The 26397-nt window shown below is 48.6% G+C and carries 25 protein-coding genes; 9 read left to right on the top strand and 16 right to left on the bottom strand.

The annotated features are described in order from the left end of the window. Nucleotides 1-87 precede the first annotated feature (87 nt). Both DYA43_RS05440 and dusC read left to right on the top strand, forming a co-directional pair. On the top strand, nucleotides 88-639 hold the full coding sequence (locus DYA43_RS05440) for a type II secretion system protein (protein ID WP_055453069.1): 552 nt from the start codon (nucleotides 88-90) through the stop codon (nucleotides 637-639). 73 nt (nucleotides 640-712) lie between these two features. Next, nucleotides 713-1660 (top strand): tRNA dihydrouridine(16) synthase DusC, encoded by a 948-nt coding sequence (gene dusC / locus DYA43_RS05435; RefSeq protein WP_061056391.1) that lies wholly within the window; start codon nucleotides 713-715, stop codon nucleotides 1658-1660. Nucleotides 1661-1675: 15 nt separating this feature from the next. Here dusC and DYA43_RS05430 read toward each other — a convergent pair whose 3' ends face one another. The 5 genes from DYA43_RS05430 to yfbV all read right to left on the bottom strand — a co-directional run bounded on the left by DYA43_RS05430 (nucleotide 1676) and on the right by yfbV (nucleotide 6871). Next, nucleotides 1676-3103, bottom strand: a complete 1428-nt coding sequence (locus DYA43_RS05430; protein ID WP_225869432.1) for a GGDEF domain-containing protein — start codon at nucleotides 3101-3103, stop codon at nucleotides 1676-1678. A gap of 297 nt (nucleotides 3104-3400) precedes the next feature. Further along, nucleotides 3401-4195, bottom strand: a complete 795-nt coding sequence (locus tag DYA43_RS05425) for an ABC transporter ATP-binding protein (RefSeq protein ID WP_020330163.1) — start codon at nucleotides 4193-4195, stop codon at nucleotides 3401-3403. Beyond that, a complete protein-coding gene (locus DYA43_RS05420) occupies nucleotides 4192-5136 on the bottom strand; it encodes an ABC transporter permease (RefSeq protein ID WP_020330162.1) in 945 nt (314 codons plus the stop codon). The genes DYA43_RS05425 and DYA43_RS05420 overlap by 4 nt, the downstream gene beginning before the upstream one ends. A 59-nt stretch (nucleotides 5137-5195) precedes the next feature. After that, complete coding sequence (locus DYA43_RS05415) at nucleotides 5196-6161, bottom strand: ABC transporter substrate-binding protein (protein WP_020330161.1); 966 nt, start codon at nucleotides 6159-6161, stop codon at nucleotides 5196-5198. 257 nt (nucleotides 6162-6418) lie between these two features. Continuing rightward, nucleotides 6419-6871, bottom strand: coding sequence for a terminus macrodomain insulation protein YfbV (gene yfbV, locus DYA43_RS05410; protein ID WP_024373408.1), 453 nt, complete (start codon nucleotides 6869-6871; stop codon nucleotides 6419-6421). Nucleotides 6872-7220: 349 nt separating this feature from the next. Here yfbV and DYA43_RS05405 point away from each other — a divergent pair, with 349 nt between their 5' ends. Both DYA43_RS05405 and pta read left to right on the top strand, forming a co-directional pair. Next, nucleotides 7221-8417, top strand: a complete 1197-nt coding sequence (locus DYA43_RS05405; RefSeq protein ID WP_032079900.1) for an acetate kinase — start codon at nucleotides 7221-7223, stop codon at nucleotides 8415-8417. Nucleotides 8418-8559: 142 nt separating this feature from the next. Then, nucleotides 8560-10701 carry a phosphate acetyltransferase gene (pta, locus tag DYA43_RS05400; protein WP_020330158.1) on the top strand — a complete coding sequence of 714 codons (2142 nt, stop codon included), beginning with the start codon at nucleotides 8560-8562 and terminating at the stop codon, nucleotides 10699-10701. 81 nt (nucleotides 10702-10782) lie between these two features. Here pta and DYA43_RS05395 read toward each other — a convergent pair whose 3' ends face one another. The 11 genes from DYA43_RS05395 to DYA43_RS05345 form a co-directional block, all read right to left on the bottom strand. After that, the gene (locus DYA43_RS05395; protein ID WP_061056389.1) at nucleotides 10783-12060 is read right to left on the bottom strand and encodes an MgtC/SapB family protein; all 1278 of its coding nucleotides are present in this window, start codon (nucleotides 12058-12060) and stop codon (nucleotides 10783-10785) included. A 153-nt stretch (nucleotides 12061-12213) separates the two neighbouring features. After that, complete coding sequence (locus tag DYA43_RS05390; protein ID WP_020428800.1) at nucleotides 12214-13158, bottom strand: glutathione S-transferase family protein; 945 nt, start codon at nucleotides 13156-13158, stop codon at nucleotides 12214-12216. 126 nt (nucleotides 13159-13284) lie between these two features. Continuing rightward, nucleotides 13285-14676 (bottom strand): O-antigen ligase family protein, encoded by a 1392-nt coding sequence (locus DYA43_RS05385; protein ID WP_061056388.1) that lies wholly within the window; start codon nucleotides 14674-14676, stop codon nucleotides 13285-13287. A 177-nt stretch (nucleotides 14677-14853) separates the two neighbouring features. Continuing rightward, nucleotides 14854-15846: a murein tripeptide/oligopeptide ABC transporter ATP binding protein OppF gene (gene oppF / locus DYA43_RS05380; RefSeq protein WP_020330148.1), complete on the bottom strand. Its 993-nt coding sequence runs from the start codon at nucleotides 15844-15846 to the stop codon at nucleotides 14854-14856. Further along, nucleotides 15843-16814, bottom strand: a complete 972-nt coding sequence (locus tag DYA43_RS05375; protein WP_020428807.1) for an ABC transporter ATP-binding protein — start codon at nucleotides 16812-16814, stop codon at nucleotides 15843-15845. Before DYA43_RS05375 ends, oppF begins: the two co-directional genes overlap by 4 nt. A 30-nt stretch (nucleotides 16815-16844) precedes the next feature. Next, entirely contained in the window at nucleotides 16845-17747 is a 903-nt protein-coding gene (gene oppC, locus DYA43_RS05370) for an oligopeptide ABC transporter permease OppC (RefSeq protein WP_020330146.1), read from the bottom strand. 15 nt (nucleotides 17748-17762) lie between these two features. Further along, nucleotides 17763-18683, bottom strand: a complete 921-nt coding sequence (oppB, locus tag DYA43_RS05365; protein WP_020330145.1) for an oligopeptide ABC transporter permease OppB — start codon at nucleotides 18681-18683, stop codon at nucleotides 17763-17765. Nucleotides 18684-18783: 100 nt separating this feature from the next. Next, nucleotides 18784-20415 (bottom strand): ABC transporter substrate-binding protein, encoded by a 1632-nt coding sequence (locus DYA43_RS05360; protein ID WP_020330144.1) that lies wholly within the window; start codon nucleotides 20413-20415, stop codon nucleotides 18784-18786. Between the two features lie 551 nt (nucleotides 20416-20966). Beyond that, nucleotides 20967-22208, bottom strand: a complete 1242-nt coding sequence (locus DYA43_RS05355) for an NAD(P)/FAD-dependent oxidoreductase (protein ID WP_061057202.1) — start codon at nucleotides 22206-22208, stop codon at nucleotides 20967-20969. Nucleotides 22209-22219: 11 nt separating this feature from the next. Further along, nucleotides 22220-23287, bottom strand: a complete 1068-nt coding sequence (locus DYA43_RS05350; protein WP_020330142.1) for a methyltransferase — start codon at nucleotides 23285-23287, stop codon at nucleotides 22220-22222. A 40-nt stretch (nucleotides 23288-23327) separates the two neighbouring features. Then, the gene (locus DYA43_RS05345; RefSeq protein ID WP_032079906.1) at nucleotides 23328-23720 is read right to left on the bottom strand and encodes a hypothetical protein; all 393 of its coding nucleotides are present in this window, start codon (nucleotides 23718-23720) and stop codon (nucleotides 23328-23330) included. Between the two features lie 74 nt (nucleotides 23721-23794). Here DYA43_RS05345 and DYA43_RS05340 point away from each other — a divergent pair, with 74 nt between their 5' ends. Genes DYA43_RS05340 through DYA43_RS05320 form a run of 5 tightly spaced genes read left to right on the top strand, consistent with a single transcriptional unit; the run spans nucleotide 23795 to nucleotide 26390 of the window. Next, nucleotides 23795-24517, top strand: coding sequence for a beta-ketoacyl synthase chain length factor (locus DYA43_RS05340; protein WP_061056386.1), 723 nt, complete (start codon nucleotides 23795-23797; stop codon nucleotides 24515-24517). Next, the gene (locus DYA43_RS05335) at nucleotides 24514-25278 is read left to right on the top strand and encodes a lysophospholipid acyltransferase family protein (RefSeq protein ID WP_020330138.1); all 765 of its coding nucleotides are present in this window, start codon (nucleotides 24514-24516) and stop codon (nucleotides 25276-25278) included. The genes DYA43_RS05340 and DYA43_RS05335 overlap by 4 nt, the downstream gene beginning before the upstream one ends. An 18-nt stretch (nucleotides 25279-25296) precedes the next feature. Then, on the top strand, nucleotides 25297-25557 hold the full coding sequence (locus DYA43_RS05330) for a phosphopantetheine-binding protein (RefSeq protein ID WP_020330137.1): 261 nt from the start codon (nucleotides 25297-25299) through the stop codon (nucleotides 25555-25557). Nucleotides 25558-25572: 15 nt separating this feature from the next. Next, nucleotides 25573-25830 (top strand): acyl carrier protein, encoded by a 258-nt coding sequence (locus DYA43_RS05325; RefSeq protein ID WP_020428819.1) that lies wholly within the window; start codon nucleotides 25573-25575, stop codon nucleotides 25828-25830. Further along, nucleotides 25830-26390 carry a COG4648 family protein gene (locus tag DYA43_RS05320; protein ID WP_020330135.1) on the top strand — a complete coding sequence of 187 codons (561 nt, stop codon included), beginning with the start codon at nucleotides 25830-25832 and terminating at the stop codon, nucleotides 26388-26390. The genes DYA43_RS05325 and DYA43_RS05320 overlap by 1 nt, the downstream gene beginning before the upstream one ends. The last annotated feature ends 7 nt before the right edge of the window (nucleotides 26391-26397 follow it).

Below are 26397 nucleotides of genomic sequence, written 5' to 3'. Positions count from 1 at the left end.
ATCATCGGGGCAACATATTTTTCTTTTAAAAATTTATTCATAAGAGCATTATTTCAGAATAATTCAAATAACAACCCATAACTCACTATGAAACGTCACTTTGGCTTTACTTTAATCGAGTTGATTGTCGTCATTGTTATTCTCGGCATTCTGGCCGTTACGGCGGCGCCTCGCTTCTTTAACCTTCAGAGAGATGCGCACGAAAAACGCGCCGCCGCGGCTTTTGCCAGTTTCCGCACCTCGGTGACTATGTACAATGCCCAATGGCTGGTTGACGGTGAACCCGCTATTTCTCAAGCCGTTGGTTATGGTCAAGGCGACATCTATCCTTCAACAACGGGCTATCCGATTTCCGTTAATCAAATCCCGTACAACGAAGGCAACTCGATTCGCGGCGAGGATTGCGTGGCACTCTGGCCAGCGCTCCTCAATACCGACCTGACGATTCGTTCGCAAATGGATACGGGCTATGTGTTGCCTTCCGATAGCGACATCGTGAGTTGGTACACTGGCAGTAACGAATGTTATTACTACTACACCTCCGGTTACGGCGCAGAAGATAATCTGCCGATACTCTATTACTCCCCTCTGACTGGCGAGATCAGTGTCACAACCGAGAGTCCTACCGTCACGCCATAAGCCTTCGTGACATTGCGCCCGCTTCCAACTACAATCTCGCCTCAATTTTATTTGGCGAAGACAAAAACAGAATATGCGAGTCATTTTAGGCCCGATGGAGGGCGTGCTGGATCACCTGATGCGTGAAATGCTGACACAGATTAACGATTACGATTTCTGTGTCACCGAGTTTGTTCGTGTGATCAATCTGCCGCTTCCGGATCATGTGTTTTACCGTCTTTGCCCAGAGCTGAAACAAGACTCGCGCACCAAAGCGGGTGTTCCCGTGAAAGTTCAGTTGCTGGGTCAAGAGCCACACTGGATGGCGGAAAATGCGGTACGCGCCGCTGAACTTGGCGCATGTGGGGTTGATCTGAACTTCGGCTGCCCAGCTAAAATGGTTAACCAAAGCAAAGGTGGCGCGGCACTGCTGCAACACCCTGAACTGATTTATCAGGTGATCAAAGCGTGCCGCGATGCAGTTCCTTCTGATATTCCGGTCACCGCTAAAATTCGCCTTGGCTGGGAAAACCCGGATGACTGTTTTGAGATTGTCGACGCCGTACAACAAGCCGGTGCGGATGAACTGACCGTACACGCCCGAACCAAAGCGGGCGGCTACAAAGCCAGTGAGATCAAATGGGATTACATTGATCAGATTCGCCAGAAAACCACCGTTCCTCTTATTGCAAACGGTGAAATCTGGAATTATGCCGACGGTCAGGCGTGCATTGAAACGACTGGCGTGGATTCTTTGATGGTGTGTCGCGGCGCATTGAACGTGCCCAACTTGGGCAACATGGTCAAACACAACCACAGCGCAATGCCATGGCATGAGGTGGTGGATCTGCTGCTGGAATACTCAGCGTATGAAGTGCGTGGTGACAAAGGTAAATACTACCCGAATCGTGTAAAACAATGGTTCTCTTACCTACGCCAATCTTACCCACAAGCAGCCGATCTGTTCCGTGAAATCCGCACTATGACAGAAGTCGACCCTATCGTGAGCCATTTTCAGCGTTACCGCGACACGCTTGCTTAAATCTAACAGCTGGTGTCAAAACACCAGCTTATCTTTCCCTGTGGTTTTCGCCTCATACAACTTCTCGTCTGCCAGTTTGAACAGCTCATCGAAACTCCAGTCCGGGTCGCTTTCAATGACTTCTACTCCGCCTGAAATGGTGAAGCCGTTCGACACAACCTGCTTGGAATCTTTGGTAATGGCATCTTTGATTCGCTGCATGACGGTTTTCAATTGGGCTGCATCTTCGCCGGTCAGATACACAACAAATTCCTCGCCGCCAAAACGTGCAACGGCATCGGTATCACGCATGCTGTGTTCAATCCGTTCGCCCATGTAACAGATCACGTCATCTCCTACGTCATGGCCGTGAGTATCGTTAATAGACTTGAAATTATCGATGTCCAGCACCGCAATAGACAGATAACGACGATGTTTTTGCGATGTCAGGAACTCTTTCATTCCCCGTCTATTCAGCAACCCTGTCATCGGATCTCGAGACGCCAGATTCTCGTAGTAGGATTTCTCGATGCGGGTGTTGAAGTAGAACAGAGCCACCACTGACACCATGTAAGCCAGCAGCAGCGCAATCAACGCTGACTGTTTCTCCGCTAAAAACTGCTTCGCTTCCGCAGCCCAATTCCACTCGTAGTAAAGATAGTGATCGAGATTGACGTAGTTGGCTTCCAGACGATAAGGCTGATACGCCGTGCCATCGGCGGGAAGGTCTGCCGTTCTCACCAACTGAATTTTACCCTGCAAACGTGAGTCGCTACCGATGAGCTTGTCGACACTGACGTCCAGCACAACCACTCCCTGAAATTCATTACCCTGAAAGACGGGCATGGTTAGGGTCATATTGTTGCGCTGGTGCAGCACCTCACTGAACGCACTTGGCCCAACCACACTGATGACATCGGGGTGGCTTGACGCTTCCTGCCAGAATTCCCGTAACTTGACGGTGACCAGCTGCTCTTTAGAGATGTCTTTGATCACGCTATCCGGAGCTGAGATGACATAACCGTGGTTATCAATGTAGTGCACGCCAATAATGTAATCATCGAGGTCATGCAAAAACGAGATGATTGGCGCAAGCGACACTTTGCGCAGCATCGAACGATACAGGGGATGGTGTTCATCACATAAGGACTCATCCCCGACCAACATGTAGCTGATACTGATAGGCGGTGAAGAGTTCGCTTTCTTATTGGAAATGATCAGCGACTCTTTCGGGGTGATACGACACAGGCCATCGCTCACCCCTTGGTTGAAACCGGAGGACAGAATTGGCGGCGATTCAAAGTAATTGGTGAAGCCGTAATCAAGAGCCACCACTATTTTGCTCGCGCGCTGCAGCATGGCTCCCACACTGTGATACTCATCGTCAATATCGTTGTTCAAGACTTGCATGTAGGAGTAAATCATGGCAGCAAGCATCACCAATACGACGAGAAACGGTCCCAAGATTGCGTTTTTTTTACTGTAGTTCTTCTTTGGCTTCATTTGAGTAATCTGAGATTGAGCGGAGAGCGACCTGCTCACTATATACACATGGGTGGATATGATACAGCAGAATCACAGCAATACTATAAACCAATCATTGCTTCTTCAGCGCTTCCATCAGTGACAGTTATCAAATGCTGGCTAGCGGATAGATGCAGACATGCAGCTACCCACAGTGGCTATGGACCAAAACAAAATAAAAAACCTCCCGTTGATTGAACACCAAACGGGAGGCTCGCTTTATGTTGTACGCGTTGATTAACTCAGCAACAGACTATCATCGCTCAGCTCTTCGCCACGCACTTTAGAGAACATTTCAAGCAAGTCAGGCACCTGCATATTGGCACGCTGCTCACCTGCCACATCAAGAACGATTTGTCCTTGGTGCAGCATAACGGTGCGATCGCCACAGGCTAACGCATCTTTCATCGAGTGCGTGACCATCATGACGGTCAGGTTAAACTCTTTCACGATCTTTTTAGTCAGGTCGATGATGAAAGCCGCCATACGCGGATCCAGTGCCGCTGTATGTTCATCAAGTAATAACAGTTTGCTGTCTGATAGCGTTGCCATCACCAGACTCACGGCCTGACGCTGGCCACCGGAAAGCAGGCCAATGCTGTCACCTAAACGGTCTTCCAACCCAAGCCCGAGGATACTGATACGTTCCTGAAACAGCTTACGGCGATTGGAAGAGAGTGCATGCGTCCAGCTGCGGCGTTTGCCTCGCATATAGGCCAACGCCATATTTTCTTCGATGGTCAGAGCGCCACAAGTCCCCGCCAACGGGTCCTGGAAAACGCGCGCACATAAACTGGCGCGTTGGTCCACACTCTGGCGAGTTACGTCCGTTTCATCAATCAGGACTTTGCCACCTACCATTGGCGTTTCCCCGGTAACGGCGCCCAACAGTGTCGATTTACCCGCTCCGTTCGAACCGATAACGGTCAGGAACTGATGCTCAGGCACCTCCAGGCATACGCCTCTCAACGCTCGGTTTTCCAGAATAGTGCCAGGGTTAAACGTAACTTGAATATCTTCTAAACGGATCATACTGCTTCTCCTGACGACTTACCCTGCTTAGATACCTCTATCTTCTGAGCAGGTGCACTACCCTTTTTTAATTTCAGATTCCTTTTCATTTTCGGCATGATCAGCGCCAGTGCTACCAGCACCGCGGTTACCAGGTTGAGATCCGATGCCTGCAAACCAAACATGCCAGTACTCAGCGCAAAAGCCACCGCAAGACGGTACAACACCGAGCCTACAATCACCGCCGTGACTGCAACCCAAATTTTTCGCCCCGGGATCAGTGTCTGACCCAGAATTACCGCAGCCAGACCGACCACGATCGTACCGACACCAGAGGTTACGTCAGCGAAACTGTTGGTTTGTGCAAACAGAGCACCGGCAAAGCCAACGAAACCGTTCGACAAAGCAAGACAGAAATAAGTGTAAAACGCGGTGCTGGCACCTTGCGCCGCAACCATACGCGCGTTGACGCCCGTGGCACGAAGACCCAGACCGAAATCACTGTTCAACAGACGAACGACAAACAGCGCCGAAATCAATACCAGTACCGCGACCACTAACGGGCGAATATACATGGAATCGCCCATGGCTTCGAACGGCGTGAGAATCGTGTCATCCCCGAGAAGCGCCAGGTTTGGTCGGCCCATAATGCGGATATTGATGGAAAACGCAGCAATCATAGTAAGAATCGATGCGAGAAGATGCAGGATGCCACATCGAACGGTGAGGAAAGCGGTTACCCAGCCTGTCGCAGCGCCGGCTAAAATCGCCATGCCCGTTGCCACCCAAGGGTTAATGCCTGAAACAATAGCGGTTGCGGCGACCGCAGCTCCCATCGGGAAACTACCGTCCACACTCAAATCGGGAAAATCAAGAACTCGGAATGTCAGATAAACACCCAGAGCAACCAACCCGTAAATAAGGCCTACTTCCAAAGCCCCAAAAAATGCAAAAGCAGACATACAAACTCCCTTTCTGCTTAACAATGCCGGCATGGCGTCATACCGGCATGATTAATCTATTATTTTACGCTGGTCGCACGGTCCAGAACGGACTGAGGAATGGTCATGCCTAACTTGTCAGCCGCCGTCTTATTGATGACGAGATCAGAACCTTTCGCTACTTTCACATCCAGAGTACCTGGATCAGCACCTTCAAGGATCGCCGCTACGTAATCCGCAGTCTGTACACCAATCTGGTAGTAGTCGAAGCCCAAGCTCGCAACCGCGCCACGTTCAACGTATGACGTTGCGGCACCAAATACCGGCGTTTTCGCCTGATTTGCGGCCACAATCATGCCTTCGATGGCACTCGCAACTGTGTTGTCAATCAGTGCATAGATGATGTCAGATTTTGCAGCAATCGCTTGAGTCGCTGATTGTACATCCGCACTTTTCAGCGCTGTTGCTTCAACCAGCTGCACGCCATTTTTCTTCGCGGCCACTTTCAGAAGCTCCATCAGGCTAACCGCGTTCGCTTCACCCGGGTTGTAAACGACACCAATCGATTTCACATTTGGCATCAGTTCTTTGATCAACTCAACGTGTTGTTCAACCGGAGAAAGGTCAGACAGACCCGTAACGTTTTTGCCCGGCTGTTCCATCTTCTTCACCAGTTTTGCGCCGACAGGATCAGTGACTGCTGTGAAAACGACGGGAATAGATTTGGTCGCAGCGACTAATGCCTGAGCAGTTGGTGTGGCAATGCCCACCAATACATCTGGGTTTTCACCCACAAATTGACGTGCAATCTGTACGGCAATCGCTGGGTTACCTTGAGCGGTTTTGAAGTCAAATTCTAGGTTTTTGCCTTCTTCATAGCCTTTCGCTTTCAAACCGTCCAGAAGCCCTTGACGAGCCGCATCCAAAGCAGGATGTTCAACGATTTGCGATACAGCCACTTTAGCGACATTGGCCAGAACAGTGTGTGAAGAGAGTAATGCAGCTCCGGCTAGAACGGCGGTAGCTATAGCTTTGCCTGCTTTCATCTTAACTCCTTGATTTAAGCATTATTATTTTGGATGTTGTGTTGTGTTGTGTTTGTTTTTATCGCGCACAGAGTGTGCAGCTAACGACATTATTACCAGTAAGTTTGGGGAAAGGGAAGCAAGAGTTAACAGGAAAGTAACAAAAAGAGAGATGGGAATATGGTATACAGCGCAAAATCAAGAGGAGTTCACTATTTGCACTTTTTCACTTGAAGAAAAGGCCGTCTTGAACTAGTCAAAACGACCTCTCAGAGGAACTAGAACCAGCGTTCGAGCGCGGCCTTATCCAACTGACGGAACGCTCGGTTGAGCACCATCGCCAGCTCTTTATAACGTGGTTGAGACTTAATGGGTTCGAGTGCAAATCCGGTTTCAACGATTTTCTGATACAGTTCGCGATACCAACTCGCGAGCGCTGGCGGCAATTGTGTGTTGGCGCGGTTGCCCAACCACCAGATACCTTGCAGCGGCAAACTGATTGCAAACAGGGCGATGATGATGGATTGTGGCATCGCCTGCACATTGTGGAATGTCATCTGGGTCAGCACACTGATTGCGGCAACCGCAGGCATCACTTTAATACCAAAGCGGGTTGCTTTAATGATGCGCTGCTCCGGGAACAGAAGGTTCAACTCTTTTCGCATCGGCCAGGTATCCATGTACTTCTGACCATCTTTTAGGCTGTGAACGATTCCGGCTCTATTACTCATACCATTTCCCCTCACTGTCTGGCGATCATTTCACTAAAAAATAGTTGAATGATTCAACAAATGGCGTAAAAATTTGACAAAAGCTAATATTGTTTCAAATTTTTTTTGTTATATTGGCCCATTATCGCTATCCTTTGCGGACTCTCAATCTCATTGTTGCCGTTATTTACAATTTAGGCAACTCCGAGGCGAATGCTGCACGGAACGCACCGACGATTTCACTGACACTGTCACGTCTTACTATACGGAAATTGAAGTTTTATTGACCAAGATTAGTACGCACTCTTTGGTGGGTCGTCTATTCTTGTGATTAATTTTTATCCTAACCGATTATTACAGGTAGTTACTCATGTCTAAGCTAGTTTTAGTTTTAAACTGCGGTAGTTCTTCACTGAAGTTCGCTATTGTCGATGCACAAAATGGCGACGAGTTCCTTTCAGGCCTTGCTGAATGTCTACACCTTCCAGAAGCACGAATCAAGTGGAAACTTGATGGTAAGCACGAAGCACAATTGGGTGAAGGCGCTGCACACGATGAAGCTCTGACTTTCATCGTTGAAACTATTCTTGCTTCTAAGCCAGAACTGGCAGAGCAACTGAAAGCCATCGGTCACCGTGTTGTACACGGCGGTGAGCAGTTCACTCAATCAGCACTGATCGACGAAACCGTTCTGAAAGGTATCGAAGACGCAGCAAGCTTTGCACCTCTGCACAACCCAGCACACATCGTGGGTATCAAAGCAGCACAAAAAGCATTCCCTGCTCTGCAGAACGTTGCGGTATTCGACACGGCTTTCCACCAAACTATGCCAGAAGAAGCGTACCTGTACGCTCTGCCATACAAACTGTACAAAGAGCACGGTATCCGTCGCTACGGTGCACACGGTACTTCTCACCTGTTCATCGCTCGTGAAGCGGCTGAGCGTCTGGGTAAACCAGCAAACGAACTGAACATCATCAACTGCCACCTGGGCAACGGTGCTTCTGTTTGTGCCATCAAGAACGGCCAATCTGTAGACACTTCTATGGGTCTGACTCCGCTTGAAGGTCTGGTTATGGGCACTCGTTGTGGTGACATCGATCCTGCGATCATTTTCCACCTGCACGACACTCTGGGTTACTCAGTTGACGACATCAATAAGATGCTGACTAAAGAGTCTGGTCTGCTGGGTCTGACTGAAGTGACTTCTGACTGCCGCTTTGTTGAAGACAACTACGGCGCTAAAGAAGAAGCAACTCGTGCGATGGATGTATTCTGTCACCGTCTGGCAAAATACGTTGCTGGTTACACTGCGAGCATGGACGGCCGTCTGGACGCTATCGTGTTCACTGGTGGTATCGGTGAAAACTCTGCACCAATCCGTGAAATGGTTCTGAACCGTCTGGCTATCTTCGGTATCGAAGTAGACGGCGACGCAAACCTGAAAGCACGCTTCGGTGGTGAAGGTGTAATCACCACAGCAAACAGCCGTATTCCAGCGATGGTAATTTCTACCAACGAAGAGCTGGTTATTGCTGAAGACACTGCACGTCTGACTAACATCTAATCATATTCATCTGGCTAACTGCGAAGTTAGCCAGTGTTTTATAGGGGCTCAACTCCTATTCATTCTGAATACGCAGTTGGGCTTTGTTCCTTTCAATCTAAGTCCCTTAGATTGCAATCAATAGTGTTGAGGTACTTTACGAATGTCCCGTACTATTATGCTTATCCCAATCAGTGCTGGCGTTGGTTTGACCAGCGTGAGCATGGGTCTTCTGCGCGCTATGGAGCGCAAAGGTGTAAGCGTTTCTTTCTATAAACCAATCGCACAACCTCGCAGCGGCGGTGACCAACCAGATCTGACGTCCACTATCGTGGGTCGTAACAGCGACATGAAAATTGGTGAGCCAATGTCTATGTCGTCTGCAGAAACTCTGATCGGTAGCGAAAAAATGGACGTTCTGCTGGAAACAGTGGTTGAGCGTTACAACCAAATCAACACTGCAGAGGTCACTCTGGTTGAAGGTCTGGTTCCAACTCGCAAACACCCATTTGCTAACCAAGTGAACGCGGAAATCGCGAAAACTCTGGGCGCAGAAATTGTGTTCGTTGCGACACCTGGTACGGACAACCCAACGCAGTTGAAAGAGCGCATTGAAGTTGCGTGTTCTAACTTCGGCGGCACTAAGAATAAGAACATTTCAGGCGTCATCATCAACAAGCTGAATGCACCGGTTGATGAAGCTGGCCGTACTCGTCCAGACCTGTCTGAAATCTTCGATGATGCAGATGGCGCAAAACAAGCCAATGTTGAAGTGATGCAGATCTTCAACACCAGCCCAATCCGTGTTCTGGGTTGCGTGCCTTGGAACGTTGATCTGATTGCAACTCGTGCCATCGACATGGCGAAACACTTGAACGCTGAAGTGATCAACCAAGGCGACATCAACACTCGTCGTATCAAGAGCATCACTTTCTGTGCGCGTTCAATCCCGCACATGATTGAACACTTCCGCCCAGGTTCTCTGCTTGTGACATCTGCAGACCGTCCTGACGTTATCGTTGCAGCCTCTCTGGCAGCAATGAACGGCGTTGAAATCGGTGCTGTACTGCTGACTGGCGGTTACGATATCCCTAAAGAAATCGTGAGCCTGTGTAAACCAGCGTTCGACACTGGTCTGCCAATCTTCAAAGCTCAAGGTAACACCTGGCAAACGTCTCTGAACCTGCAAAGCTTCAGCCTGGAAGTACCGGCAGACGACCGAGAGCGTATCGAATTTGTTTGCGACCACGTTGCAAGCCACATCGACGGTCCTTGGATTGATACTCTGACTGAAGGTACTCAAGGTACTCGTCGTCTGAGCCCACCAGCGTTCCGTTACCAACTGACTGAGTTTGCACGTCGTGCCAACAAACGTATCGTTCTGCCGGAAGGTGACGAACCACGTACAGTGAAAGCGGCAGCCATCTGTGCTGAACGCGGTATCGCGACCTGTGTACTACTGGGTAACCCAGATGAAATCCGTCGTGTTGCAGCACAGCAAGGTGTTGAGCTGGGCGCTGGCGTTGAAATCATCGATGCAGATTCAGTTCGTGAAAACTACGTTGCTCGCCTGGTTGAACTGCGCGGCGCGAAAGGCATGACTGAAGTTGTGGCACGTGAAAAACTGGAAGACTCCGTATTCCTTGGCACCATGATGCTGGAAGCGAACGAAGTTGACGGTCTGGTTTCTGGTGCGGTTCATACCACAGCAAACACCATCGTACCTCCGTTCCAGATCATCAAAACAGCACCGAATGCATCGATTGTATCGTCTGTATTCTTCATGCTGCTGCCTGATCAAGTACTGGTTTACGGTGACTGTGCAATCAACCCGGATCCAACCGCTGAACAACTGGCTGAAATCGCAATCCAGTCTGCAGACTCTGCAGCGGCATTCGGTATCGACCCACGCGTAGCGATGATCTCTTACTCTACCGGTACATCTGGTAAGGGTGCAGACGTTGATAAAGTACGCGAAGCAACACGTCTTGCTCAGGAAAAACGTCCTGATCTGATCATCGACGGTCCTCTGCAGTACGACGCAGCAATCATGGAAAACGTAGCGGCTTCTAAAGCACCTAACTCTCCAGTTGCGGGTAAAGCGACCGTATTCGTGTTCCCAGACCTGAACACAGGTAACACCACTTACAAAGCGGTACAACGTTCAGCTGACTTGGTATCAATCGGTCCAATGCTGCAAGGCATGCGCAAGCCGGTTAACGACCTGTCTCGTGGCGCGCTGGTTGACGACATCGTCTACACCATCGCTCTGACTGCGATTCAGGCAGACCAAGAGCAGAAATAATCGCTCTTAGTGCTAAGCAAAAAGCCTTCGGACTCCGAAGGCTTTTTTGTATCTCTTACCCTGTCAATCGCCATCTCACACTCAATGCAGTATCAATAGCGTCACCGCGCCCGCGACAACCGACAGCACCATCGCTGGTGCAACCCTAACCCACAAGCCTCGATCCCCGATACTGATCACCATCCCCATTTTTACCAACGTATTGACCGAAGCAGCGATAATGATCCCCATCGCAGCGGTATAAGCATCCAGCGAGTGAGTACTTTGCCGGCCTAAAGCCAGCGTGATCGCATCAACATCCGTAATACCGGAGACCGCAGACAGTGCTAGTGTCCCCGCCTGCCCAAACCAATCTGACAGCGCATGTGCGAGCAACATGATAATGGCCAGAATGACACCAAACCAGAGTGCAGATTGCAGCGCTAACGGGTTTTTATGATTGGCCGACTGGTCTTCATTAAAATCCACATCCGTCGAGCGCCAGATAAACCAGGCCGGAATATAGAGCCCAATCATCATCACGACGATGACAGGCCAGAGAATCGGGGTTAATTCGGTATTGATCAGAGAAGCCACAATCAATAAACGCGGAAACATGGTACCGCAACAAAGCAGAATACCCGAAGCAAGGAGTGGGCTGATAGTGGGCTGATCGCGCGACAGATTGGAAAATTGTAAAGTCAGAGCGGTTGAAGAGCTGAAACCAGCAAACACGGATGTAAATAACACCCCGCGTTTCGCACCACCAATTTTAATCGCAAAGTAGCCGAGAAAGGAAATGCTGGCGATTAGCACCACCATCCACCAAATCTCATACGGATTGAGTGCCTGCCAAGGCCCGTAGCTTTGATTGGGTAGAAGCGGCAACATGACAATAGAAATCAACATCAGACGCAGCGCCGCGTCTAACTCGTACTCTTGCAGTTTTTGCAACGCTTCGTGCAGCTCTTTCTTGTTATCCAATACCACGGCCGTGATCACCGCCGCTGCGGCCGCAAGCACAGGTTCCCCAGACACAGCCAGACTACCAAGCACAAACGTCACCAGCAAACTGACCACCCCGGTGATACTGATGTCCTGACTTTTGCGTTGCTTGAGTACAAACGCGATGCTGGCTAATACCACCAGCGCCAGTAACGCAAAGCCAAGCAACAGCGGAGAATAATGAGCAGCCAGTATCGCAGACAAGCCACCGTAAAGACCGACCAACGAGAAGGTGCGAATACCCGCGACCCGACTGCCTTCAACATTGTTGCGAGCCACCCAACCACGTTGCGTGCCGACGATCGCTCCAAGTAGCAGTGCGACGAGAAGATTCCAGACAACACTCTGGCCGCTGACAATTTCGTTTAAGTCCATCGCCCTCTCCTTATCTCATCACTTACCTTCAGTGTATGCGATTTACCCGGTTAATCCGTGAGCGAGGCAAAATTGTGGTTATCTTTCAGTGCACTGAAAAAGGGGTATAAAAAAGCGCAGCCAGATGCTGCGCTTTTCTTCACGTAATGCGGGTTACATTTTTTCCCGGCCATGTGGCGATTCCAGATCCAGTTCAGGACCAACCGGCACCACTTGTGTTGGGTTGATGGTTGTGTGACTGAAGTAGTAATGTCGCTTAATGTGGTAGAAATCCGTGGTCTCTTTCACACCCGCTACCTGATAGAGCTCTTTCATGTAGCCATTCAGATTCGGGTAGTCGGCGATACGCTTCTTGTTACATTTGAAATGGCCAACGTAAACCGCATCAAAACGAATAAGCGTGGTAAACAAACGCCAGTCGGCTTCAGTAATTACACTTCCCGCCAGATAACGATGAGTAGCCAAATGCGCTTCCACTTTATCCAACGCATCAAACAGGGAATCATATGCTTCTTCATACGCTTCTTGTGTGGTAGCAAAGCCGCAGCGATAAACCCCATTGTTGATGTTTGGATAAATGAACGTATTCCATTCATCGATCAACGGGCGCAGATGCTGCGGATAGTAATCGTCATCGTTGCCAGTCAGCTCGTTGAATGCAGAGTTGAACATGCGAATGATTTCTGAGGATTCGTTACTCACGATGGTCTGAGTTTTCTTATCCCACAACACCGGGACAGTTACACGGCCTGTATAATCTGATTTAGCCTGAGTATAAATCTGGTGCATTTTTGTATGACCAAACAACGGCTCTGGGATGCCAAATTTCCAGCCTTCGCTCATCATATCCGGACAGACGATGGTCACATCAATATGTTCCTGAAGCTGCTTCAATGAGCGGAAGATCAGGGTACGATGCGCCCATGGGCAAGCCAAAGACACGTACAGATGATAACGACCTGATTCCGGAGCAAACTGTGCATCTGCTTTGTTTTCGATCCACCCACGAAAGCCCGCATCCTCACGCACAAAGCGTCCGCTGCTGCTTTTCGTGTCGTACCAAACGTCTTGCCACACGCCTTCGATCAGTTTACCCATGACTCACCTCGTTCTAATTCAAGTAATGCTTTAATTAAGTCCATTATAGATATTGAAAAATAGGATATAACCGGAGAGTTCTGGCTTAGTTATTCGAAAAATTTGAACTAGGTGCAACACCAGCCTTTAAGGCATATCAGGGTTCTCTAAGCAGTTAAAACCGACCCAAAACTGGGTCTTCATCCCGATCGATTTTACATCAACAATCTCACCGGGCTGTTGAGGGTAATGCACCCATCGGTCATAAAGACGATAGCTACAGGTTGTGATGACGCCTAACGCCAACATCACCGCTATCACGTGACTGAGTAGCGATGGTGCTACTGCGGACAACTTAGGCTTTAACGATGCCCAAAATGCCGCCAATGAGATAATGGCCAGCAGTTGGCTCATCGGCGAATCCAATACACCGGAAACCAGACTGTACAGTAAGCCTGTCAATACACTCGCGCCCAGCACTTTAGTGACGCGGGAAGCAGCCGTAGCAACCTTAAACAACAGTAAAAAGCACAACGCAACATAGCAAACAGCCGATATCCAACCCCAATGGACTAACACGTTTAACACTGAATTATGGGGGCGACCAAACGCAAAATTCTGACAGACAAACGCTCCTCCTCCGTTTCCCCAAAACGTTGTCATACTCCAGGCATCTTGCCATAACGCAATCCTACCGGATGAAGTTGTTCTAAATAAGAAAGCTTCGGTTTCAATATCCAGTAGGTACGACGGCAGTGGATTCAAAAATGCAAATGAAATACACGCTCCAAAAAAGGCGGCGATTAACAGCGTCTTGATCCATTGGCGCCACAGCGCCCTGTCCACCAGAGACATCAGAATAAAACCGGACAATACGGCCAGAACGACTCCCCTGCCGTTGAGGGTAAAGCAGACTGAAAACGCCATTGAAACCGAAAGCAATGGCAAGAAGGCAGATTTTTTTCTTCTCAGAGCGCGCACGGCCAAATATGCCATGGGCAAAATTAACCAGACTTGCACCTGATTAATAAATCGGGGATTAGAAAATCCGTAGAAGGTTGTCGTACCAACTGGAACTCGATGATAGAGAAGCGTCCAGAACGCCACTGCGACACTCAAAAATAGCAAGACATTAAGCAACATCGCTAAATTGAATAACACTGAGCGAGAAGACTGAAAATAGGAATTGAACAGTCCTAGCAGTAAAAACAAGCCCATCAGATAAAACCATTGGGTTGGCGCACTGATACTATAGTGGCTCAATGCAGTGGCAATCATACTGGATACGATAAACACCACTGCCAATCCTTTAACTGGCTGTTCAAGCGATTGATAAACTTTGATCACAGGCTGACGAATACGTGCCGACACAACCAATCCTGCCGCAAATAAAATGAGCAACAGACTGACAACTAGACGTTTAGAGTCATAGATAAACAACAGTTGGTTGCGCGGAATAAAGACATTAAAACTAAAGACAATCAGCGACCACAAAGTCAGTTTGACGATTAAGGTTTCCCATAACGAATTACGATTCACCGTTTGCGCCTTTCATTATTATTTTCAATAACCTGAGTATTGTTGATATTTTACAAATGGCAAACTTGGCTTGGCGTTTTGAAAATTGAGAGCAACGAAGAACTTGGAGCGAGAAATAAAGACAAAAAAAGCGCGACCCAATTAAGGAGCCGCGCTTAAGCCCGTCACAGGCTGAATTTACGCACTAACGTGCAAGCAGGATACGGAATGCGTATCGGTGCCTTCGATTTGTGGTTTGGTCTTCGCACATTCCGCGGTTGCTTGCGGGCAACGAGTACGGAATACACAACCTGATGGTGGATTGATTGGCGACGGCAAATCACCTTCCAACATCTGAATTACTTTGGCGCGCTCCAGGTTTGGATCCGGAATGGGTACCGCTGACATCAACGCTTTGGTGTATGGATGCAGAGGGTTAGCAAACAGTTCATCGGCTTCGCCCAGTTCCACCGCATTGCCCAAGTACATCACCAATACGCGGTCAGAAATGTGTTTTACCACTGATAAATCGTGCGCGATGAACACCAGGCTGAGGCCCAGTTCTTTCTGTAGCTCTTTCAGCAGGTTGACCACCTGAGCCTGAATTGAGACGTCCAACGCTGATACAGGTTCGTCACAGATGATCATCTTAGGTTTCAGAATCAACGCGCGAGCGATACCGATACGCTGACACTGGCCACCTGAGAACTCGTGCGGGTAGCGGTTAATCACGTTAGGCAACAGGCCTACTTTAGCCATCATTTCCTTAACGCGATCTTTGACTTCCTGCTTAGACAGCTCTGGATAGAACGTCTGCAATGGTTCAGCAATGATGTCGCCCACCGTCATACGCGGGTTCAGAGAAGCCAGCGGATCCTGGAAAATCATCTGAATTTCTTTACGCGTATTGCGGCGTTTCACTTCCTGCATGCGAGTCAGATCCTGACCCAGCCACACCACTTCACCTTCGGTTGACTGAACCAGACCGATGATCGCGCGGGCAAAGGTGGATTTACCACAGCCGGACTCACCCACAACGCCCAATGTTTCGCCTTCGTAAAGACGCACGTTAACGCCGTCTACCGCTTTCAGGGTAGATGGTTTAGTCCATGGCCAGCCCGATTTAGCCGCGATGCTGAAGTGAACTTTCAGGTTTTTTACATCTAACAGTAATGGTTTATCTGCGCTCATTTTGTCCAAGTCTCCCAATCAGAAAAACAAGCACGCTGACGACCATCACCAAATGGAGTCAGAATCGGTGCTTCACGCTTACAACGGTCCATCACACGATGGCAGCGCTCTTGATAAGGGCAGCCAACAGGCAGACGCAGTAAGTTTGGCGGGTTGCCAGGAATGGTTGGCAGAATTTCGCCTTCTGTATCCAGACGAGGAATCGCTTTGAGCAGACCTTCCGCGTATGGGTGACTTGGGTTATAGAAAATCTCGTTAACGCTGCCGTACTCCATGGTACGACCCGCGTACATCACCAGCACTTTGTCACACGATCCTGCAACCACACCGAGGTCGTGAGTGATCATGATGATTGCCGTGTTGAATTCGCGCTTCAGCTCGTTCAGCAGATCCATGATCTGCGCCTGCACGGTCACATCCAGTGCAGTGGTTGGTTCGTCGGCGATCAGCAGTTTCGGACGACACAGCAGTGCCATCGCGATCATCACACGCTGACGCATACCGCCCGAGAATTCGTGTGGATACATGGTGATACGTTTACGTGCTTCAGGGATTTTCACCGCTTCCAGCATGCGTACTGATTCTTCAAACGCTTCCGCCTTGCCCATGCCTTTGTGCAGCATCAATACTTCCATCAGCTGATCGCTGACTTTCATATATGGGTTCAGAGACGTCATCGGGTCTTGGAAGATCATCGCGATCTGCTCGGAACGAACTTTGTTCAGTTCTTTCTCAGGCAGGTTAAGAATCTCTTTACCTTCGAATTTTGCACTGCCCGAAATCTTACCGTTTTTCGCCAGCAGGCCCATGATCGCGAATACCGTCTGAGATTTACCCGAACCGGACTCACCGACAATACCCAGTGTCTCACCTTGTTTAAGTGAGAAGTTCAAATCGTTGACTGCGGTTACGATACCATCTTGCGTGGTAAATTCGACGCGCAGATCTTTGACATCTAATAAGCTCATCATTGCTTCCTTAATCTTGCTCTTTTCTGATTATCTGTCTTTTGGATCCAGCGCGTCGCGCAGGCCGTCACCGACGTAGTTAAAACAGAACAGGGTAATCACCATGAATGCGGCTGGGAAGAGAAGCTGCCAAATCGCGACTTCCATTGTGTTCGCACCTTCTTGTAGCAGTGCACCCCAGCTGGTCATTGGTTCCTGTACACCCAGACCAAGGAATGAGAGGAAAGATTCTGTCAGAATCATGCTTGGGATCAGCAGCGTTGAGTAAACGGCTACGATACCCAGTACGTTAGGCACGATATGACGGGTAATGATTCTCCATTTGCTAACACCACATACGTGGGCCGCTTCGATAAATTCTTTGCTGCGCAGGCTCAGCGTCTGGCCACGCACGATACGCGCCATATCCAGCCAGGCAATAGCGCCGATAGCAACGAAAATCAGAATGATATTACGACCGAAGAATGTCACCAGTACGATAACCAGGAACATGAACGGAATTGCGTACAAAATTTCCAGAATACGCATCATGACACGGTCAGTACGGCCGCCGATGAAACCAGAAGCAGCGCCATACAGCGTACCAATCAGAACCGCCACCAGCGCGCCCATGATACCGACCATCAGAGAGATACGGCCACCCACCAGAGTTCGCACCAACAGGTCACGACCCAAAGCATCGGTACCAAACCAGTGCTCAGCCGTTGGCGCTGCGTGCATTGCGTACCAGTCCGTATCTTCGTAGGTGTAAGCAGAGAACATCGGCACAAAAATAACGGCCAGTGTAATTAAAGACAGAATGAACAAGCTGACCATCGCCGCTTTGTTGCGCATGAAACGAATGCGAGCATCCTGCCATAGGCTGCGACCTTCAATTTCCAGGTTCTCAGTGAACTTTTCGATCGCTTCTAAGTTTTCTTTTTTGGTTAACATAATATCCGTGTCCAATTAGTAGCGAATTTTAGGGTCGATATACGCGAGCAGAATATCCACAACCGCATTGAAGAGAATGAATAGGAAACCGATAAGGATCGTTACACCCATAACCAGAGAGTAATCACGGTTAAAGGCAGCGTTAACGAACAGTTTACCAATCCCTGGCAGACCAAAAATCGTCTCGATAACCACTGAACCTGTAATGATGCCGACGAATGCCGGGCCCATGTATGATACAACAGGCAACATTGCTGGTTTCAGCGCGTGTTTAATCACGATGTAGCTGTAGCTCAGGCCTTTCGCACGTGCGGTACGAATAAAGTTACTGTTCAGTGTTTCAATCATTGAACCACGGGTAATACGCGCAAAAGTTGCAACGTACAATAGCGACATACCAATCACAGGCAGCGCCATATAGTGGAAGGAGCCATCTTGCCAACCACCCGCCGGGAACCAGCCAAGGTTGATGGAGAAGATGTAAATCAGCACCGGCGCTAATACGAAGGATGGCATGACCACCCCGAGCATGGCCGTCGACATGATCGTGTAGTCTATCCAGGTGTTGTGCCTTAGTGCCGCAATGGTGCCAACCGCTACCCCCATAATGACGGTAAAGATGAACGCCGCAAAACCCACTTTGGCAGACACGGGCAGCGCACTCGCGATAAGCTCGTTCACCGAATAGTCTTTGTATTTGAATGACGGACCAAAGTCACCCTGCAGGATGTTGGTCAGATACGTTAAATACTGTTCAGATACTGGTTTATCCAAACCGTATTTCGCGTTGATGTTGGCCATTACCTCTGGCGGCAAAGGACGCTCAGAAGAAAATGGGTTACCTGGTGCAAAACGCATCAGAAAGAAAGATATTGTGATCAGCACCAACAAGGTTGGAATCGCTTCAAATATCCTTTTTGCAATGAATTTAATCATAAACTCACTCTTTCAGTCTGTGACAATAGAAAATGAAAAGACGCTGTATGTGCGCTGCACATACAGCGTCTATATATTTATAGTTTTAAATGCTCAGGAATTACTGAGCTTTGATGTAAAGATCTTTTGCGTAGATCTTATCTTCCGCGTTACCAGCTGGGTAGCCGCCAACAGTCGGAGATACTAGACGTGATTTAACGTACTGGTAGATAGGCGCGAGTGGCATATCACGAGCCAGCAGTTTCTCAGCATCAACGTACAACCCTTCACGTTCAGCGTCTGAAGTAGTATTCATCGCTTTTTCCATCACTGCATCGTATTCTGCACTGTGGTATTTCTGGTCGTTTGAGCTGTTGTTAGACTGCATCAGTGACAGGAAGCTTGATGCTTCGTTGTAGTCACCACACCAACCTGCACGAGTCACGTCGTAGTTACCTTGACGACGAGTATCCAGGAAGGTTTTCCACTCTTGGTTTTCTAGCGCTACGTCAACACCCAGTGTGGTTTTCCACATTGATTGGATCGCAGTTGCAATCTTCTTGTGGTTTTCTGAAGTGTTGTACAGCAGTGTGAATTTCAGAGGGTTTGATTTGTCGTAACCCGCTTCAGCCAGAAGTTTCTTCGCTTCAGCAATGCGCTCTTTCTGAGTCATCTTGCCGTAAGCTGGCATTTCTGGGTGGAATCCTGCCGTGATTTCTGGCGTCAGGAAGTAAGCAGGTTTCTGGCCTTGGCCAAGAATCGCGTCGGTGATGATGTTACGGTCAATCGCGTAAGACAGTGCTTTACGGATACGAACATCGTTGAAAGGCGCTTTCTGGTTATTGAAACCGTAGTAGTAAGTACACAGGTTACCTTGTACTTGAACTGACTCTGGGTGCTCTTTCTGCAGACGTTTGAAGTGCTCAAGTGGCAGTTCGTTGGTGATCTGGATTTCGCCAGATAGGAAACGGTTCATTTCCGCAACTTGGTTTTCAATCGGCAGGTAAGTCACTTTGTTGATGACTGTGTGCTCGTTGTCCCAGTAGTTCGGGTTACGTTTCAGCTCCATGCGTTCGTTCACAACCCATTTGTCTAGAACGTATGCACCGTTACCGACGAAGTGATCAGGTTTAGTCCACTGATCGCCCCATTTTTCAACCGTTGCACGGTGAACTGGCTTCACAGTAGTGTGGCCCATCATTTTCACAAAGTATGGAACCGCTGATTCAAGTTTGATCTCCAGCGTGTTTGCATCCAATGCTTTCACACCCAGAGTTTCTTTGTCTTTTTTCCCTGCGATGATGTCAGCAGCGTTTTCCATCGTCGTCATCTCTAGGTACCAAGAGTATGGCGACGCGGTTGCTGGATCAACTGCACGTTTAAAGCTGTATACGAAGTCTTCAGCAGTCACAGGATCGCCGTTAGACCATTTCGCATTTTTGCGCAGGTGGAAAATAAAGGTTTTGTTGTCTGTCGTTTCCCAGCTTTCAGCCACACCTGGAATAGTGTTGCCAGCTGCATCCTGGTTCACCAAGCCTTCTAGCAAATCGCGGATAACGTTTGACTCAGGCACACCTTCCGTTTTGTGCGGATCGATAGACGCAACTTCAGTACCGTTACCGCGTACGAGTTCTTGTACATCCGCCAATTTGGTGCCTGCTGGAACGTTAGCAGCGATGGTTGAGAAAGAAGTGGTTGCCACTGCAAGGCTAGCGCCTAGAAGAAGGGCTTGTGTGATTTTATTTTTATACATGCATAAACTCCAAGTTTTCATTTTGCATCCATGACTTCTCTGGAGAGCATCTAGAACGAAACGGCTAGCACTCAGGTTGCTTAGTGCAAAAACTAAACTAAAAAAACCTAAACCCTCACAGAGAATGCGGCACACATTAGCAATCATCGAAGTAATTTGCCATAAATTTGTAGCAAAAACTGAATATATTCTGAGCCAACTTCAATAATTAGCGTAATACTTCAAGCTTGTTCTATAGGCTAGATTATTAGAACAAAGAACAACTTACGCGTAGACCATAGTGCCATTTCATCTAACTAAGATTGCATTTATAGAATCTTATGCTAGAAATTACTCAAAAATTTAACATTTAGTGTACAAGGCGTCTAATTGAAAGTGATGATCCACTCGTCAGATGACAGGATTTGTGAAGATAATCACCTCTTGCACTAGGATGATCAGGACTGCACTTCTTCGGCGCAGCCAGTGCATAAATATTGAAAGGATACTTCGGCAGGAAACGGGAATATGCAGCGACCCACTTTTGTATCAGTGGGCGCTGCAATTAAGCATTATTGAGCGTCGCGAATCAGTTCAGCGAGGCTGGTTAAACGGCGGCGGGAATCTTTCACATACGGATTTTGAGTATCCCAGGCATAGCCAGCCAAAATAGAACAGATCATCTGTTTGATACGCTGATTGGGCTTGTCATAGTAGATAACATCCTGAAGCGAACCGTCATACCACCCTTCTACATAAGTGCGGAACGTATTCACGCCCACCATCAACGGCTCGGCATATTCTTGCTGCCAATCAACGGTTTCACCGCTCAGTTGACGCTGCACGCAGCGCACCGCAAATTGCGCAGATTTCATGGCAATTGTTACACCGGATGAAAAGACCGGATCCAAAAATTCGCCGGCGTTGCCAAGCAAAGCATAATGGCGGGTAGCAAGGTGCTTCACGTTCGCAGAGTAACCACGCAATTCACCAGCCGCATTTGGGTATTCCGCCTGCTTGAGCAGCTCTGCCAGGCCAGGCTCTTCACTCACCAGTTGTTGCAGTGCGGTGAGTTTGTCCTGCGGATAACGTTCAAAGAACGCGGGCTCACCAACCACACCTAAAGAGCATGTACCGTTAGAGAATGGGATCAACCAGTACCATACGTCGCTGTTCTCCGGATGAACGGAAATCAGAATTTTATTGCGGTCATAAGGCAGGCTTTCGGACTGAATATGATCAACCACGTGAGTAAAAATCGCTTTACGTGGCGGCAAGCAAGATGGTTCTTCCAACTCGAGCAATTTTGGCAATACTCGGCCAAATCCACTGGCGTCCAATACATAGTCCGCTTCTACCTGATAGGGTTGGCCCAACTCGTCTGCAATCGTCAACCAAGATTTTGAACCTTCAAAAGCTACCGCCAGCACTTCATGACCGTAACGAATCTCAACACCCTGTTCTGCCGCGCTGTCAGCCAGTACTTTATCAAAGCTGGCGCGTTGGACCTGAAACGTCGTGCCCGGTCCTGGCGTAAATTTATCGGTGAAATCAAACTCGGTATACACGCCTTGCTTGCGAAACGCCGCCCCATTTTTAAATTGGAATCCCTCAGCTTGCACCGCGTCGGTCATACCCGCTTCTTCAACCACTTCCATACACGCTGGAAGCAAACTTTCGCCGATGGAAAAACGCGGAAACTGCGCTTTTTCGACCACCAGCACATCAATTCCTTGCTTGAGCAACAGTGCTGCAGCCGTCGAACCTGACGGGCCTGCACCGATAATAACCACTTGACGCTGCTGAATATTCATTGTTTTTACTGTCATTCTGACTTTGCTTTGAGTTTAAGTAAGGTATGGCCTAAACCAATATTGTCGGTACGTTCTTCAATGACCAACCCCGCCGCTTCGATAAGTTCAAGGAAGTCATCACTGCGGTAGAAACGGCTGTTGCCGTTGGCAAGGCAGGTGAAATAGAGTGAAGTCGCATTCAGACTGTATGACGCCGCATCATATTTCTGTGCATCCCAAAACAGTTCGAGAATATACACCACGGCATCTTCGGTTAACTGAGCTCGTACCCGTTGCAGGATACTGAGAATTTCCATTGGTGAAAAGCAGTCAAGAAACTGGCTCATCCACCATACGTCGGCTTTCTCCGGCAGCGCTTGCGCTTTGTCGAGCATATTGGCCGGATACGGATGAATACGCTCGGCAAATCCTTGCTCGGACGCATTACGCATCGCCATTTCCAGTTGCTGTGGTAAGTCGACAATCGTTACCTGCACCTCTGAATCATAACGGCAGCATTGCAGTGCCCATTTTCCGGTGTTGCCGCCAATGTCGACCAGATGTTTCGGCTTGTCGGCAAACACCCGTTCCAACAGAACCGGGAACGAGCGATCGGAGTAAAAATGGTCGAACTGGAACCAGCTCTGTTTGGCTTGTTCCGGCAGGCGTGACAACCCTTGGTAAATAGTTTCCCAATCCCCCAGCTCTTTCAGCCCCGCAGGCTTTCCCTCTTCTATCGCCTCCGTTAAGTGCATCATCGCGGCGTAACAGACGTCAGCGGTGAAATCCATATTGGCGCGGGTCATGCCGTCATGCAGCAGGAAAAAGCCCAAATTAGCAAGACGATAGTGCGGTTTAGTCCACAAGACGATGTTGGCGCTAATCGCCATGTCGAGCAGCACTTTTACGCCGTACTCGGATACGCCTGTCTGCTGATGAATTGCCTGCGCGGACAAACCAGTGTCACCCGCCTCATCCAGTGCTTTTAAAATCCCCAAATCACGCAATGTTCTTGCGGTATGGAATACGATCGGGGCAAATGAAAGTTTTTGGGCTTCAGTCTTCGCTTCGAGAGCGTTAAAGGGGTCAAGTTGTTCCATCAAGAGAACCTAGCTGTTATTAGTGTGTTCGGAAATTCACCTATTGAGCCGCCGCAGCTTGCGCAAGCTGTTTCTTAATATCGACGTTTAAGTTGTTGACCCAACGGTTATAATTGCGGTGAATGCTACCATCGTCCGCTTTTAAGTTTTCTGACCTAACGTAAAGAATTGAGTAGTATTTTTCGTTATAAGGAATATGAATTTCAGCGAAATGGTTACGCACACTAATTTTGGCATCCAAAAGGCCGGGCTCTATCTCTTGAATAACCCAGCCGCGTTGAAGTGCTGCTTGAGTAATTGCTAATTTAATTTGATCACTTTGAAGATTATAAGCAACTGGAGTATTCTCCACATTCAGAACAGGCTGGACGCGACCACAAGCAGCTAACAAAAATATTAATAAAACTGATAGGGTTAATTTAATTACCTTCATGGCTTATCCTTATTTTCAGGAAAATGAAAAGTCGGCCATAGTATTTAATCCCCTCGGCAACAAATCAATCGTTTATGTCAAATCAATTGCAATTCATGTCGTTCAATATCGACGCCTGGTCAGCCAGCGCGCAGGGAATTCATCAATGCGATGAATGGAAATCATGGAGTCAGGATGGAATCTGGCCAGAAGGGCCGATTGAAGCCGGACTCATTCCACCAATGATGCGCCGCCGCATGAGTCCGCTCAGTAAATTAGCGGTTCAAACGGCACTCTCTTTAATGAATGAGCATGCGGTTGATTATCTGGTATTTTCCAGCCGTCATGGTGAACTGCATCGCAGTGCCGAGTTGGTGAAAGAGATTCTACACGGCGAAGAAGCCTCTCCGATGAACTTTTCGCAGTCGGTGCACAACACCGCAGCCGGACTATCAACCATCGCCAGCAAACAAGCCATTCCAGTCACCTCGATTGTGGCGGGAGACAACACTTTTCACAGCGCACTGACTGAAGCTTGGTTGTATCTGTGTGAGCATCCTGAGCAACGTGTGCTGCTGGTCGATTTTGATCTACCCCTGCCACAAGCCTATCAGGAATTTGAAGACAAGCAGTTCAGCGGATACGCATTGGGGCTGGTTCTTTCTGCGGGCGGCCAGTGGAACGTGACCGGATTGGCAGCAACTTCAGAGGTCGATATCCTGCCTCAGGCACTGGTCGTGCTGAAACATTATCTGGCTAGTGAAACACAGTGGTTGGTTCAGGGCGAGCGCAACACTTGGCAATGGCAGCAGAAATGAAAATCATCAGCCAGTATTGGCGAATATTCGCCACCGGTTTCTGTTTCAGCGTGTTTGGCCTTGGCGGCCTGACCCTGAGCTTTATCATCATTCCGTTGATTCGGCTGACAACGCGCGAGCAAATTAAACGAGAATATCGGGTACAAAAAGTGATTCGTGCCACCTTCAACTTCTTTTGCAAGTTAATGAAGGCCACTGGCGCAATTGATTATCGAATTGACGGAGCGGAGATCCTCAAGCAGGACCGCAACTGTTTGATTGTCGCCAACCACCCAAGCCTGATTGACTATGTGCTGATAGCTTCGCAGTTACCGCAATGCGACTGCTTGGTGAAATCGGCCATTTGGTCCAATCCGTTTATGAAGCACATCGTCAAAGCGGCTGGCTATATTCCTAACGAAACACCGGATGATCTGCTGAGCCTGTGTGATGAGCGTTTTGAGCGCGGTAACGTGCTGCTGGTCTTTCCGGAAGGCACCCGCACCACGCCGGGAGTAGAATCCAAATTGCAACGCGGCGCAGCGCAGATTGCGATTCGTACTGAACGCGATTTACGCGTCATTCACATTACAGTGACACCCAGCTTTCTGACGAAACAGAAAAAGTGGTATCAGGTTCCCGATACACGTCCATTTTTCCTGATAGAAGTTAAGGATAAAGTTGAGGTCGCGCCCTTTATAGAGCAAACTAACAATCCAACTTCGGCGGCTAGGCGATTAAATCGACATTTAGCTGAAGTGATTTTTCCAGTTGATAAATAACAAAAAAAGTAGGTCCCAGTGGAAACACTACACAACGACATTAAACAATTGATCATCGATGCCCTGAATCTAGAAGACATCAGCATTGATGATATTGATACTGAAGCTCCTCTTTTCGGAGATGGTTTAGGTCTAGATTCGATTGATGCGCTTGAGCTTGGCTTAGCGATCAAAAAGAAATACAACATTGTGATTGACGCGGACGACACCAACACTCGCCAACATTTTTCATCCGTCGCCAATCTGGCTCGTTACATCTCATCTCAAACCAGTAACTAATTGATAGACATCGCTATGACAGACACAAATAAGCAGCAAGTATTTGATCAGGTTAAAGACGCTCTGGTAGAGCTGTTTGAGATCGACGCCGACGACATTCAGCCAGACGCGCATCTTTATCAGGACCTGGATCTGGACAGCATTGACGCCGTGGATTTGGTGGTTCATCTGCAAAAAGTTACCGGCAAGAAAATTAAGCCGGAAGAGTTTAAGGCCGTACGCACTGTTGAAGACGTGGTTGAAGCGGTAACCGAACTGCTCAAGGACGCCTGATGCGCCAACTGCTGACAGCCCTGTCTGCAATTGTTCTGCTCGCTTACCCTTTCGCTGTCTATTATGGCATCGATAAACTTGGATTAAGTGTCATTGGGCTGTTACTTGCTGTGATGTTCGCTTTACGCATCATCACAGCAAGTCGAACCAAACTAAAAGAATTCAAACAGTTAGCTGCAATTAGTGGTCTCATTGGGATCACTTTGATTATTTTGGGCGTGGTGTTTCGCAAAGAAGGGTGGCTGATGTTCTACCCGGTGGCGGTTAACGCCTGCATGCTGCTGTTTTTTGCCAGTAGCCTTAAGCAACCACAGACCCTGATTGAACGTCTGGCCCGTTTACAAGAACCCGATTTACCTGCCAGTGGCGTGCGATATACGCGCAAAGTCACGCAGGTGTGGTGTCTGTTTTTCCTGTTCAATGGAATCACAGCGCTGTACACCTGTTTTTTGCCGCTGGAAATCTGGACGCTGTACAACGGTCTTATCAGTTACTGCCTGGCTGGCGCACTGTTTACCATTGAATGGCTGGTTCGCCGCTCTGTTCGTCAACACGATTGAACACCAA

Source organism: Vibrio fluvialis (assembly GCF_900460245.1).
Classification (GTDB): domain Bacteria; phylum Pseudomonadota; class Gammaproteobacteria; order Enterobacterales; family Vibrionaceae; genus Vibrio; species Vibrio fluvialis.
The sequence above is the reverse complement of the archived record's forward strand: the minus strand, read 5'-3'. Positions and strand labels throughout refer to the sequence as shown.